General features: G+C 60.7%; 10 protein-coding genes. 1 reads left to right on the plus strand and 9 read right to left on the minus strand.

From position 1 onward, the window contains the following. Positions 1-152: 152 nt before the first annotated feature. On the plus strand, positions 153-422 hold the full coding sequence (locus QWI75_RS02480) for a Trm112 family protein (RefSeq protein WP_289267103.1): 270 nt from the start codon (positions 153-155) through the stop codon (positions 420-422). A 551-nt stretch (positions 423-973) separates the two neighbouring features. On the opposite strand, the gene QWI75_RS02485 is transcribed toward QWI75_RS02480, so the two are convergent. The 9 genes from QWI75_RS02485 to QWI75_RS02525 all read right to left on the minus strand — a co-directional run bounded on the left by QWI75_RS02485 (position 974) and on the right by QWI75_RS02525 (position 13495). Continuing rightward, the gene (locus tag QWI75_RS02485) at positions 974-1225 is read right to left on the minus strand and encodes a hypothetical protein (protein WP_289267104.1); all 252 of its coding nucleotides are present in this window, start codon (positions 1223-1225) and stop codon (positions 974-976) included. Between the two features lie 94 nt (positions 1226-1319). After that, positions 1320-1688 (minus strand): hypothetical protein, encoded by a 369-nt coding sequence (locus QWI75_RS02490; protein WP_289267105.1) that lies wholly within the window; start codon positions 1686-1688, stop codon positions 1320-1322. An 87-nt stretch (positions 1689-1775) separates the two neighbouring features. Further along, complete coding sequence (locus QWI75_RS02495; protein WP_289267106.1) at positions 1776-2102, minus strand: hypothetical protein; 327 nt, start codon at positions 2100-2102, stop codon at positions 1776-1778. Between the two features lie 247 nt (positions 2103-2349). Further along, positions 2350-2790 (minus strand): response regulator, encoded by a 441-nt coding sequence (locus QWI75_RS02500; RefSeq protein WP_289267107.1) that lies wholly within the window; start codon positions 2788-2790, stop codon positions 2350-2352. A 252-nt stretch (positions 2791-3042) separates the two neighbouring features. Further along, positions 3043-4332 (minus strand): 4Fe-4S dicluster domain-containing protein, encoded by a 1290-nt coding sequence (locus QWI75_RS02505; RefSeq protein WP_289267108.1) that lies wholly within the window; start codon positions 4330-4332, stop codon positions 3043-3045. A 103-nt stretch (positions 4333-4435) separates the two neighbouring features. Beyond that, positions 4436-7873, minus strand: a complete 3438-nt coding sequence (locus QWI75_RS02510; protein ID WP_289267109.1) for a molybdopterin-dependent oxidoreductase — start codon at positions 7871-7873, stop codon at positions 4436-4438. A 468-nt stretch (positions 7874-8341) separates the two neighbouring features. Beyond that, on the minus strand, positions 8342-9766 hold the full coding sequence (locus tag QWI75_RS02515; RefSeq protein ID WP_289267110.1) for a sigma-54-dependent transcriptional regulator: 1425 nt from the start codon (positions 9764-9766) through the stop codon (positions 8342-8344). After that, entirely contained in the window at positions 9763-11934 is a 2172-nt protein-coding gene (locus QWI75_RS02520; RefSeq protein WP_306417582.1) for a sensor histidine kinase, read from the minus strand. The genes QWI75_RS02515 and QWI75_RS02520 overlap by 4 nt, the downstream gene beginning before the upstream one ends. A 271-nt stretch (positions 11935-12205) precedes the next feature. After that, on the minus strand, positions 12206-13495 hold the full coding sequence (locus QWI75_RS02525) for a 4Fe-4S dicluster domain-containing protein (protein ID WP_289267112.1): 1290 nt from the start codon (positions 13493-13495) through the stop codon (positions 12206-12208). Positions 13496-13523 lie beyond the last annotated feature (28 nt).

Here is a 13523-nt window from a genome sequence, read left to right on the forward strand (position 1 = left end):
GCTCCTGTCGGGGTTTGAACAATAGAGTGCGCTGGAGGCGCGCGAACCTGCGGATGCCTGGAGGCCCGTTGCGGAATGCGGCTGTTCGCTTGATCTTTTTGGCGGCGATACTTTACCCTTGATTGTTTCGTGCGCGACGAGAGGAGTCGAACATGGGCAACGTCAACCTCGACAAGGACCTCTTGGCCATCTTATGCTGCCCGGAGACCAAGCAGGCTGTTCATCTAGCTGACGAGCCGCTGATCGAGAGGCTCAACGATCAGGTGGCTCGTGGAGAGCTTCGCAACAAGGCCGGCCAGCCCGTGAAAGAAAAGTTGGATGGGGGATTGATTCGGGCGGACCGGAAAATTCTCTACCCCGTTCGGGATGATATTCCCGTCATGCTCATCGACGAGGGCATTCCTCTCGAACCCTACCTGTAACAGCCGCGACCCCGATGCGTCCTACAGACCGGAGAAGACCATGATCTGCAGGCGCTCCTGTCCGCGTCTCCAGGTTCGTGCTCATGAGGACGGATGACCGATTGCGGAGGGGACGTGGTCCGCTGCAAACCAGCGGTTCATTATGGGCGGAGAATCCGAACCTCTTGTTCATTCCGTTCCGTCTTGCTTCCCGTGGAGGTGCCGCAGTGGAGGCAGAGATACTCGTAGAGGTTTCCTGTCGGCAGGACGAGGAGCAGTCGCTGGCGAGTCGGAGTGGCTTCCCGACATCGAGGGCAGTAGAGCAGAGAGGCCTGAAATGATCCAAACTGGTTCTCGCCCTGCCGCGATCGAGAGGGTGCCGATGGGCGTGTCGACGGAGGAGTTGACGGCCATCCGGGCGGGCGTTTTGGGGGCGAACCGTGATTCATGGGCCACGAGTGTAGGAGACCGAATCGAACCCGGTCAAGTGGGAGCCGGCGCCTTCAATTTACTGGAGAAATGCCACCGGCGTCATGCCATCGGTCGGCGGCTTCTGAGCGGTTGCACAGGCATCAGGGAGCCAGATAGTCGTTCTCGCCCTCGTCGTCGATGGGACTCTCCCGTTTGCCCTGCCTGATTCGCCACAGGATCCTGGACATTTGAACCAGGACATAAATCCCCAGGCCGATCAGCAGTCCCGAGAATCCTGCGCTGGACCACGGCCACCACGAGGGCTCATGGAGGATGACGCCCAGCGCCACATGTCCGCCTGCGCCCAGGCAAAGGGCGAAGATAATCCATTCGCGCGCCATCGACATACTCATCGAGGACAACCTTACCCCGGCGGAAGCATGAAGGACAAGGAGGGAACGCGCGCGGAACGGAGGACAGCGGCGATCCGGACGAGACTCGAGCGCGCTACACCGAATTTTTCGCGGATTCGATTTCGGTTGCGGTGATCAGGCTCGTGAGGTAATCGGCAACGAAATTCAGGGCTTCTTCCCTGCCGTCGGCTCGCCGGCCCTTCTCCCGACGCTGGACCGACAGTTCATGATCGAGATCCGACTTGACCTCGGCCAGCACCCGCTGAAGCGCGGAAGGGGTGAGATTCGCGTCCATGTCTTCCAAGATCTGACAACGGTCCAACACCCAATTGAGTCCCTCGATTCGGCCGCCGTAGTGCTCTTGATCGGCGGTGTCGATACGGGTCATGGAGGTCGCGAAGGTCTGAGCCTCATAAATCAGGTTGTAGAAACTGGTGACCGCCCGTTGCAATGCAGGTGTCATGCTGAAGTCCCTTCGTCTAGAGGTCGTGCGACTGTATCTTGTTCATTATACATCAGGAACGGCGTCGGACAAGGAGAAATTCTGGGGTCAGGTAAAGAGGAGAGAATGGAATTCGTTCATGAAACCGTAATACAGGGGGGCGAAGTGTTTGAGGCTCTCCGGACTGGTTTCCTTCAGCCGCTTGAAGAAATAGACCTGCGCGCGGGGATCGAGCTGTTCCAAAAGTTTCCCCAGTTGAGACATGGAATAACTCTCGGCTGGCACGCTCAGCACGTAGTGGACCAGCCGTTCGACGAACTGTTGCGCGACATACTCGGTGGGCAAATACCCGTCCGGCAATTTGCCCTTGGCGAGAAGCTCATCAAACGGGATGGCCTGGGCGGCAAACGGGATCGACGGCTGGGCGGCGCTCACGCTGAGATCCTTCGCGAGGGTGGGCTGCTAAAATCAGTCCACTCTACTGAAGGGGCGAGGAAGCCGTCAAGGGTTTGCTCGCTTGCCGGCGAAGGGCGGGCATGAACACGAAGATGAGCCAATGGCTCGGTCATCCTAAGATGTTCGGAGGACGTTCGCGCATCACGGGCTGTGCGCCTGCGGCGACTGTCGGTGGTGATGCCTCCGCAGTGTAGCGTCAGTCGTTGCGGTGACGCTGGCGCCGTGACTACCTGTTGAGGGCCAGAAAGGCCCGCGTGACCGCCGCCTCCAACTCCTCTTCCAGGCCGACCTTCTTGATCACCACACCGAACACCCCCAAGGTCCTGGCCGACTCCAGATCGTCCGATGTGCCATAGGCGGTGAGGATAATCACCGCGACCTTCGGAAGAATACGACGAATCTCTCTCAAGGTGTCGAGCCCGCTCAAGCCCGGGAGTTTGAGATCCAGGACAATGAGGTCCGGCGTCTCGCGGGTGAGCGCGTCCAAAAGATTCTCGCCGGAGGCGAAGGCGCGCACCCGTTGGACAGGTCCGGAGAACCGTCGCGTGAGCGCGGAGATCAAGACCTCGTTGTCGTCAGCGAAGAAGATCCGTCGGGGGACGGCAGCGGCTGTTGGTGCGCTTCTCTCATCGGCGGAGGGCAGGATTCCGGCGTCGCGGTCTATCATGGCCTGAATGGTTCAAACGTGGCGGTCTGCCAATGGTTGCCCACGGCTGGTCGTCGGACAGCGCAATGTTGGGCCGTACCACTGCGGGTCACGCGAGCCTGGACCAACGGACGGGAGAATGGTGTGACGATCCTGGATGCCTTTCAACTCAGGAGATCAGATTATTCAATGGCGGCGCGATTACGGAGGAAGAAACGAGGGGCCGGGAGCCTGACGGCTCCCGGCCCCTCCGCGTCTGGCCCGGCCTTGGACTTACAGCCAGGTGACCCGTTCCGCCGGTCGGACGTAGATCGGCTCCTCGACCTGGATCCGCGCCACTTCCTTCCCTGACTTGTTGAAGCCCAGCACGGTGTCGTTGTACATCTCGAACCGCTTCCCGTGGATCTGGGTCTCAAACACCTTCGGGCCCGGAATCACGTCGTACCGGAAGATGATCTGCTGGCTGGCCCGCCACAGTTGCAGCACCGCCAACAGCTCCCGGCTCGGCACCAGGTACTTCTCGATCGCATTGTCCACGCCCGGCCCGAACATCTGTCGGGCATAGCCCCGCGGGCTCCACCGCGGCGGGATGTAGAACCCGTTCGGCTCCGTTCCCCACTGCGGGTACAGGGGCAGCGCCACCTGCTCCACCCGAATGGCGAAGTACAGCGGGTGCCACCGGTCCTCGGCCCACAGCCCGTCCTCGCCGATCCGCACCAGCGACTGCATCCGGATCTTCCCGACGCAGGCCGCCATACAGCGCGTTTCCATCGGCTCGCCGCCCGTCAAGGGGTCCTTCCCCTCGATCCGCGGATAGCAGGCAATGCACTTCTCCGAGACCCGGGTCGTGCCTCGGTACATCGGCTTCTTGAACGGGCACTGCTCGACACACTTCTTGTACCCGCGGCAGCGGTTCTGGTCGATCAGCACGATGCCGTCTTCCGGCCGCTTGTAGATGGCCTTCCGGGGACAGGCCGCGAGGCAGCCCGGGTACGTGCAGTGGTTGCAGATCCGCTGGAGATAGAAGAAGAACGTCTCATGCTCCGGCAGACTGCTGCCCGTCATCTTCCAGGGTTCGTCCCGGGAGAAGCCGGTCTTGTCGATGCCTTCCACGAGGGCGCGCATCGAGGTAGCCGTGTCCTCGTAGATGTTGACGAACCGCCACTCCTGGTCCGTGGGGATGTAGCCGATCGCCGCCTGGCCGACCTTGGCCCCGGCGTCGAAGATGGTCATCCCCTCGAACACCCCGTAGGGGGCATGGTGCTTGCGGCCGACCCGCACGTTCCACACCTGCCCGCCCGGGTTCACTTGCTCGATCAACTGCGTGATCTTCACGTCGTAGAACTGGGGATACCCGCCGTAGGGCTTGGTCTCCACGTTGTTCCACCACATGTACTCCTGGCCCTTCGAGAAGAGCCAGGTGGACTTGTCGGCCATCGAACAGGTCTGGCACGCCAAGCACCGGTTGATGTTGAACACGAAGGCGAACTGCCACTTCGGATGCCGCTCCTCGTAGGGATAGAGCATCTTGCGGCCCAGTTGCCAGTTATAGACTTCAGGCATGGTTTCCTCCGTAATCCGTCATTCGTCATTAGTCATTCGTACGGTCCGTCCGAACACCTCATCACTCTTGCAAGTGACGAGTGACGGTTGACGAATGACGCCATTACACCTTGATCTTAATGTGCTCGCCCTTGAGCCACTTGATCATGAACTCGTTCTCCTGCCCGGGGGTAAAGCCGGTCCGGACCGGTTCCCACGGGCCGCGGGCGCCGATGCCGCCGTCTTCCGCCTTGGTGATGCGGATCAGACATTCCTTCGGCACCGTGTTGACCGCGTGGTGGTCAATCTCGAAGCCCCACTTCATCTTGAGCCCGTTGGCATGTTTGCCGGGCAAGCTGTCGGTCTGGTGCATCGGCATCAACCAGCTCCGCGTAAAGGACTGTTGGGCCCCGTAGCGGAAGTTGGACTGATAGCCGGTGTCCAGGGCGATGGCGCGGCCGTCCGGCCGTGTCTCGTGCCCTTTGACCGATTTCGCCGTCGACACGTACGGGGCGTGCTTCGCCATCGTGACGTGATACGGATAGGAGGGATTGTACTTGGCCCGGATCATCAAGCGGGCGACCTTGTAGTAGGGATCGGAGGGTTTCCAGCCGCGGTAGGGCCGGTCCACCGGGTTCCCGTCCACGTAGACATAGTCACCGTCGTTGATGCCCCGATCGCGCGCCGCCGCCGGGTTGATGTTCAACTGGTGCTCGCCGACGCCCGGCGTCCGCTTGTCCATCCGGTACGGATCGCCGAAGTTCGACTCGTAGATCTGCACCCAGTCGTTCACCGACCACTGGCTGTGCACCCGGTGCCGGGTCTTGGGGGTGACGCAGTAGAACTGATACCCCTTCTCCCACAACGGGTTCGAGTAGCGCTTGATCTCCGCCCAGGGCAGCTTCACGTTGCGCACCTGCTTGTCGTCATGGTGCTGCGCCGTGATGGGGATGCCGTAGTCATCCGGGCGGATGTAGGGGTTCGTGGAGCAGATGGCGTTGGGCAAGTACGGCGTCGCCTCCGGGCCTTCCCGGTGGACGATGAAGTTCTCGCCGTATTCAATGGCCTCGGGCTCCGTCCGGTAGGATTCCAACCGGCCGGTCCGAGTCCATTGGGGCTTGCTCTCGTTGATTTCTTCCCACAGGGGATGCCGCGGATAGGTCCGGACCATGACCATCCAGCCCTTCTCCGACTTCAAGAGCACGTCCGCCGAATAGCCGTAGAACGTGGAGGACGCATCGAGGATGCGCTGCACATACACGTCCACCCGGTTGTCGTAGACGAACTTGAAGACATCGCGGAGTTTCGGTTCGCCGGTGATGTCGGCGAGCTTGGTGGTAACCCCGGTGAAGGAGTCGAGGTCGTTGCGGGTGTCGTAGAGCGGACGGATGCCGCCCTTCCACACCTGCACCCAGGGATTGGACACCGTGCCCGTCATTTCGGGATAGGTGAACTCCATCCACGAATTGGAGGCGAAGGCCACGTCCGCATGATTCACGTCCGAGGTCATCTCAATATCCTGGGTCACGATACATTCGATGTTCGGATCGACGTTCTTGACCATGTCGTAGTGGTGCTTGGCATTGTTCAGAATGTTGACGTTGACGACCCAGCGGAGCTTGCTGGGGCTCGGCATATGGGTCTTGCCCGTGAACACCTTGCGCCCGTACTTGGGCGTGTTCACGATCAAGGCCGTGTCGCCGTGGTTCCAGTAGCCGGGCTCCTCGCCGTAGTAGTAGCCCCGATACTTGACTTCCTTGCCGTGGATATTGGGATCCGTGTTCATATGCCACGGATCTTCGCTCAAATACACGGCGGCGCCGGAGCCGGACCAGGGGGTCGCGTTCCAGATACCGACCTTGTAGTTGCCCGACCAGGTATGGCAGCCCGAGCCGAACTTCCCGACGTTGCCGGTGAGGATCATCACCAACGCGGCGGCCCGGCCCATCTGCGTCATGTGGAAGTAGTGACAGACCCCCTCGCCGTTGTGGATGGCGGCGGGCTTGATGGTACCGGCGTCCCGCGCCCAGCGCACGATGAGGTCCTTGGGCGCCCGGTTGATCTGATGCACCGTGTCCAGGTCGTAGTCCTGCAAGTGCACCTGATAGAGCTGGTAGATCGGGGCCACGTCCACTTCCCGGCCGTTGAGCAGCTTGACGCGGTAGGTGCCCGTCAAGGCCGCATCCAGGCCGCTGTTCTGGAAGTGCCAGCCCACCTGCTCCCGGTGAATCGGCACGGCCTGGTTCTTCGACAGATCCCAGACCATGGTGCCGCCCAGGCGCTGGATGTACTCGGGTTTCAGGCCCTGCACCCGGCCGCTATAGGCGTTGGAGAAGTCCGGGAATGCATAGTCCTTGACCACGTCGCGGGGATCGAGGTACTGGAGCGTATCCGTCCGGACCAAGATCGGCATGTCCGTGTAGGCCTTCAGGAAGTCGGTGTCTTGGAAGTTCTCATCGAAGATGATCTTACAGGCGCCGAGGAAGAGCGCGGAGTCGGTCTCCGGCCGGACCGGAATCCAGTAGTCGGCCCGGGTGGCCGTCGGGTTGTATTCCGGGGTGATCACGGCGATGCGGGCGCCGCGCTCAAGGCTTTCGAGTTTCCAGTGGGCCTCGGGCATCTTGTTCTCGACGAAGTTCTTGCCCCAACTGGTGTTGAACTTACAGAACCGCATGTCGGAGAGGTCCACGTCGCAGTTCTGAGTGCCGTTCCACCAAGGTTGGCTGGGGTCCTGGTCGCCGTGCCAGGTGTAGTTGTTCCAATAGCGGCCGCCCTGGGCTTGATCCGGGCTGACTTTCCGAATCCACGCGTCCAGCAACGGCAGCGTGTTGTTGTTGAACCGGGTGTTGCCGTGCTTGCCGATCAGGCCCAGGATCGGCATGCCGGCGCGGTGCTTGAAGCACCGGACGCCCGCGCCCTTCATCATCTCAATCATCTCGGGCGGATAGCCCTGCTCGCGCAACCGCCGGGCGCCGGCCTCGCCGCTGTAGCGCGTGGCGATGACGACCATCGCTTTGGCGACGTAGGTGAAGGCCGTGTCCCAGGAGACGCGCATCATGTCGTCCAGGTAGCGGCTGTCGAATTTGTACTTGCTCTTGGTCTCCGGGGTGAGCTCCGGGGAGCCGGCATCCATCCATTCCTTCCAGCCCTTGCGCATCAGGGGGCCTTTCAAGCGATAGGGGCCGTAGACGCGGCGGTGGAAGGTGAAGCCCTTCAGGCACATGCGGGGGTTGTGGGCGAAGGTCCCGCGGTTGCCGTAGAGGTCTTCGTAGGTCTGGTGGTCGTAGTTCTGCTCGACGCGCATGACGACGCCGTTGCGGACGAAGGCGCGGATGCGGCAGCCGTGCGTGTCGTTGGGGGAACAGCACCAGGTGAAGGAGGAGTCATACCGGTACTGATCGTGGTAGACGCGCTCCCACGAGCGGTCCGGATAGTCGCCGAGGGGGTTGCCCACCTCGATGACCGGCTGGAGGGCCGTCAGCGCCAGCGCGCGATCGGCGATCGCCGCGGCCGCCACCGTCCCCGCCGTGACCTTCAGAAATTGTCGTCGTGATAAAAACATGGATCAGACCTCCTCAGTTAAAGAAAGAGCCGGGTCGCCGGCTCATTTTTGCCCGAACTCCATAGATATCGCTCTACAGTTCTTGGTCCCCCTTTCTCCCTGCGTGCAACTGAGGTAACAAAAGCAGAGCAAGACCGTATCCAATCCCCCGCAGGGTAGGTTGTCGCTATCCTGCTTATACAAAGCGGATGCCGGAGGAACCTGAAGAGGTGCGGAGTGATGCCGCCATGATTAAGAAGGAATTTCAACGCGATAGAAGGGCAAGGCAAGATGCGATCGCAAGGATTTAATTGGCCATGTAAGAGAAACATGACAGCGTTGGAGGTGGGACTGGCGCAAGTCATGGAAATATTGAGCACAATAGAGAGTCAGGATTGCATGACAGCGAGGGGTGAAAAGAGGAAGATGTTGATGATAAAGGGAATGAGTGGGATTGAGGAGAGAGGGACGTCTGAAAAGACGGACAGGTCAGTCTCCTTCCTTCTTAAGGTAGCGGCGCATGATCTCATGGAAATACGGGCGGGGTAGCCCGGCCTCCGACGCGGCATGGGTCACGTTGCCTTTATGCGCGTTGAGCTTCGCCTGAATGTACTGGCGGTTGAACTCCTCCAGGATCTTTTCCTTGGCTTTGGCGTACGGCAGATGGAGATGTTCTTCAATGATCGATCCGGAGCTGTGGCGGTCCGCATGAAGCAAATTGACTACCTGGCTTCGGTCAATCGTGTCCTGCTTGGCGAGCATCACGGCCCGCTCGATGACGTTCCGCAGCTCGCGTACATTTCCCGGCCAGGGGTAGGCGATCAGCTCGGTTAACGCGGCGGGGAGGATGTCGGCAATCGGCTTGCCGAATTCCTTTGTATAGCGTCCCAGGAAGTGCCGAGCCAGCGACGGGATGTCTTCTTTACGCTCCCGCAGCGGCGGCACATGAATCACCATGACATTCAATCGGAAAAACAGATCCTTTCTGAATTCACCCCGCTTGACCTTAGCGGCCAAATCCTGATTGGTCGCCGCGACGAAGCGGACGGCGAGTTTTCGCTGCTCGGTGCTGCCGACCGCCCGGACTTCGCGTTCTTCCAGCACGCGGAGCAATTTGGCCTGAAGGTTCAACGGAAGATCGCCGATCTCGTCGAGGAAGACGGTTCCCCGGCTGCCCAGCTCGATGAGACCCTGCTTGTCGGACACCGCCCCGGTGAAGGCTCCGCGCACATGCCCGAAGAGTTCACTCTCGGCGATGCCTTCAGTGAAGGTGGTGCAGTCTACGACCTGAAAGGGGCCGTCGGCCTCATCGCTCCGTTCATGGATCGCTTTGGCCAAGAGTTCCTTGCCCGTGCCCGTTTCTCCGATGATCAGGGTCGTGGCGGGGACTTTTGCCACGGTATCGATCATGGCTTTCACTTTCTGCATGGCGGGGCCGTTGCCAATCAGGTTTCGAAAGGGAAGGGTCGCGGGATCAGCGACCTCGCTCCCTCGCTGTTCCGCGAAGATTTCGGAGATCCGCATGGCACGGTGAATCCGCATGGCCAGGTCGAACTTCTCGAAGGGCTTCACGATATAGTCGAACGCCCCGTGGTGCACCGCTTCAATAGCAGTGTCCACGGCGTCCACCCAACTGACCATGATGACTGGGATGTGGCGGTTCATGTCGTGAATGCGCTGCAGCAGTTCGAGCCCGCTCATCCCGGGCAGACGGATGTCCGTGATCACGAGATCGATCGGGCGCTCGGCAAGGATCTTGAGCCCTCCCTCCGCGCGGGCGGCCACGACCAATTCGACCTGCTCGGCGTCGTGACGGGGGAGCTCATGTTCGACGGCGCGAAGAAACATTTCCACGTCGCCGGCGTTATCCTCCACCAACAAGATCGTAAAGGGTTTGCTTTTGACGAGACTCATGAATTCACCTGTCTGGGCCGGAGCGCCTCCTGCCCCGTTGTCGCAGGCCACGGGACGGCCTGTCCGGCTTGTTCGGGATGGATCTGCACGGCCGGCTCCTCTTCGAGCACGGCCACGGTCGGAAGTTGCACATAAAAGGTGCTGCCCTTCCCTGGAATGGTATCGACGAACACACGCCCCTTGTATTGTTCAACCACGGTTTTCACGATGACGAGACCGATTCCGGCTCCGGAGATCTCCGGACCAGCCAGCCTGGCGAACGGACTGAAGATATGCTCCGTCATGGCAGGATCCATCCCCATGCCGTTGTCACGGACATAGATCAAACGGGCTTGATTCGACAGCATGGTGCCGATTTCGACATGCGGCTCCGATTGCCCTCCCATGTATTTGATCGCATTGCTGACGAGGTTTTCCAGGACTTGCTTCACATGGATGCGGCGACAGGCGAGTCGCGGAAGGTCTGGTTCCACGGTGATCCGGACTCCTCGCGTCTGAATCGCGCCGTCGAGCAGTTGCAACACTTCGCCCACGGCCTCGGACACATCGACGGTTTCCAGGTCGAGCGGCTCATGCGTGAGCCTGGCCAGGTCCAGGGTCCGCTCGGCCAATTGAGCCAGGTCCCGCCCCTCCTTCTTGATCCAGGAAAGGTACCGTTGCCCATGTTCGCCTATAAGCGAGCCATAATCCTGTTCGATCCAGGAGGCGAACTCGGCCACGCGCCCCGCCGGCGCCTTCACTTCGTGCGTCAAGGCGGCCACCTTGTGCTCCACCGCCGCCAGTTTGGCGGATAGGGCGTTCGTTTCGGATTCCAGTTCGTGGAAGAGCCGGACGTTTTCCAAGGTGACGGCGGCGTAGGAGGCAAACTGCTCCGCCAACCCCACGTCCCACGTCGTAAACTGGCGAGTCTGGGTGGTGCTGCACAACATCAACACGCCAAGACAGTGTTGATGCGCCATTAACGGGACGGCCAGCAGGCTTTTTGCTCCATAGACGTCGCGAATCTTGACCAATGTATCGGCATGGTCCGACAAGACGGGAACAATCACCGGCGCGCGTTCTTCGTAGGCTTGATTGGAGAACGGGGTTTCCTCCGTCAACCAGATCTCTTTCTGTTTCGCGTCGAACATCGCACCGGAAATGGCGTCAAGGACCCAACAGTCCATCGATGGATGGCGGACCAGCAGAGCCGCAAAATCGGCGCGGGAGACAGCCGCGGCATGATCCACAATGCCGTGAAGCACCTGATCGAGATCTCCATGGCCGAGAGCGGCCACCTCTCGACAGACGGAATGGAGCGCTTGCAGCTCCTCGATTTTGTGTCGGACCTTGTGCGCCATGGTTTCCAAGGCAGTGCCGACCCTGCCCAATTCGTCTTCCCGGGAAAGCGACGCGACGTCCATGAAATCGCCGGAGGCGAGCCGCTCAGCTTTGCCGACGAGCTGGTTGAGTGGAGCCTGCAGCGTCCGTCTCAAGACCAGGACGGTGAGGCCGATGATGCAAAGGGACAGCATCAAAAACATGAGCAAGAGGCGATTGAGCGCCTGAATGCGGTCGCCCGCATCCTGCTCCAGCATGTGCACCATCTGATTGAGATCGAGTTTGAGGTCGTCCAGATCGTGCTGGTACTGCTGTTCAAGAAGGTGGAGATCCGTGGGATTGTCGTGAAGGGCTCGTTCGAGCGTGGGCCTGAGCTGGAGTTCCCATCGGTCCTTGACTGTTTGGAGTTGTCGTGCCAGCTCAGGATTGGAGGAAGCGATCGCGTTGTGGCGCGCGTTCCCATATTGGAGACCCTCAAGCACTTGATTCCACTTTTGGATTTCTTCGCGCATGGCGGCGCGTGTCGTCTGGCGCATGGCCGGATCGCGAAGCTGGGACAAGAGAAGGGCAAGCTTGTAGACTCGCATCCGCTGCCCTCCGGCTTCGTTAATGGCGGCGCTGGTTCCGATGAGTTGTCCTGCAAGGTGCCATGTGGTGAGAAGGCATCCTGCCGTTGTGAGAATCAGGAGGAGGAAGACTGCCCCGACCTTTGAGACGATCGAGCGCGACAAGTGTCGAAATATAGCCGAACGTGCGGAATGCATGGATGATGGGGTCCTAGTGGATCGAGGGAAACCTGACAGACTGTGCCGCGTGGCCTGTCCAGCAAGGTACGCCCGTCCTTTCATTCAAACGTTTTAGGGTACATAAACATACCGGGACGTTGCATGCAAGTCTTGGGGCCGTGGGAGGTATGGATGTTGAGGTTGAAAAGAGGGAAATTGACGAAATGGCGTGCGAATTGGTTTGGGTGAAAGAAGAAGGGGCCGGGAGCCTGGCGGCTCCCGGCCCCTCCGCATCTGTGCCCAGCTTGGGATTACAGCCAGGTCACCCTCCGAACTTGCTGAAGCCCGGTGCGCTCATGATGACGCGCACCGGGAGACACACCACCGGGCCGTCTTACAACCAGGTGACCCGTTCTGCCGGTCGGACGTAGATCGGCTCCTCGACCTGGATCCGCGCCACTTCCTTCCCCGACTTGTTGAAGCCCAGCACGGTGTCGTTGTACATCTCGAACCGCTTCCCGTGGATCTGGGTCTCAAACACCTTCGGGCCCGGAATCACGTCGTACCGGAAGATGATCTGCTGGCTGGCCCGCCACAGTTGCAGCACCGCCAACAGCTCCCGGCTCGGCACCAGGTACTTCTCGATCGCATTGTCCACGCCCGGCCCGAACATCTGCCGGGCATAGCCCCGCGGGCTCCACCGCGGCGGGATGTAGAACCCGTTCGGCTCCGTTCCCCACTGCGGGTACAGGGGCAGCGCCACCTGCTCCACCCGAATGGCGAAGTACAGCGGGTGCCACCGGTCCTCGGCCCACAGCCCATCCTCGCCGATCCGCACCAGCGACTGCATCCGGATCTTCCCGACGCAGGCCGCCATACAGCGCGTTTCCATCGGCTCGCCGCCCGTCAAGGGGTCCTTCCCCTCGATCCGCGGATAGCAGGCAATGCACTTCTCCGAGACCCGGGTCGTGCCCCGGTACATCGGCTTCTTGAACGGGCACTGCTCGACACACTTCTTGTACCCGCGGCAGCGGTTCTGGTCGATCAGCACGATGCCGTCTTCCGGCCGCTTGTAGATGGCCTTCCGGGGACAGGCCGCGAGGCAGCCCGGGTACGTGCAGTGGTTGCAGATCCGCTGGAGATAGAAGAAGAACGTCTCATGCTCCGGCAGACTGCTGCCCGTCATGCGCCAGGGTTCATCTCGGGAGAAGCCGGTCTTGTCGATGCCTTCCACGAGGGCGCGCATCGAGGTAGCCGTGTCCTCGTAGATGTTGACGAACCGCCACTCCTGGTCCGTGGGGATGTAGCCGATCGCCGCCTGGCCGACCTTGGCCCCGGCGTCGAAGATGGTCATCCCCTCGAACACCCCGTAGGGGGCATGGTGCTTGCGGCCGACCCGCACGTTCCACACCTGCCCGCCCGGGTTCACTTGCTCGATCAACTGCGTGATCTTCACGTCGTAGAACTGGGGATACCCGCCGTAGGGCTTGGTCTCCACGTTGTTCCACCACATGTACTCCTGGCCCTTCGAGAAGAGCCAGGTGGACTTGTCGGCCATCGAACAGGTCTGGCACGCCAAGCACCGGTTGATGTTGAACACGAAGGCGAACTGCCACTTCGGATGCCGCTCCTCGTAGGGATAGAGCATCTTGCGGCCCAGTTGCCAGTTATAGACTTCAGGCATGGTTTCCTCCGTAATCCGTCATTCGTCA

Source organism: Nitrospira tepida (genome assembly GCF_947241125.1).
Lineage (GTDB): Bacteria > Nitrospirota > Nitrospiria > Nitrospirales > Nitrospiraceae > Nitrospira_G > Nitrospira_G tepida.

Coding starts and splice junctions, on each gene's coding strand:
- QWI75_RS02485 (WP_289267104.1), bottom strand. CDS start 1,225: ATGAGTATGTCGATGGCGCGCGAATGGATTATCTTCGCCCTTTGCCTG.
- QWI75_RS02510 (WP_289267109.1), bottom strand. CDS start 7,873: ATGTTTTTATCACGACGACAATTTCTGAAGGTCACGGCGGGGACGGTG.
- QWI75_RS02520 (WP_306417582.1), bottom strand. CDS start 11,934: ATGAAAGGACGGGCGTACCTTGCTGGACAGGCCACGCGGCACAGTCTG.
- QWI75_RS02515 (WP_289267110.1), bottom strand. CDS start 9,766: ATGAGTCTCGTCAAAAGCAAACCCTTTACGATCTTGTTGGTGGAGGAT.
- QWI75_RS02490 (WP_289267105.1), bottom strand. CDS start 1,688: ATGACACCTGCATTGCAACGGGCGGTCACCAGTTTCTACAACCTGATT.
- QWI75_RS02500 (WP_289267107.1), bottom strand. CDS start 2,790: ATGATAGACCGCGACGCCGGAATCCTGCCCTCCGCCGATGAGAGAAGC.
- QWI75_RS02525 (WP_289267112.1), bottom strand. CDS start 13,495: ATGCCTGAAGTCTATAACTGGCAACTGGGCCGCAAGATGCTCTATCCC.
- QWI75_RS02480 (WP_289267103.1), top strand. CDS start 153: ATGGGCAACGTCAACCTCGACAAGGACCTCTTGGCCATCTTATGCTGC.
- QWI75_RS02505 (WP_289267108.1), bottom strand. CDS start 4,332: ATGCCTGAAGTCTATAACTGGCAACTGGGCCGCAAGATGCTCTATCCC.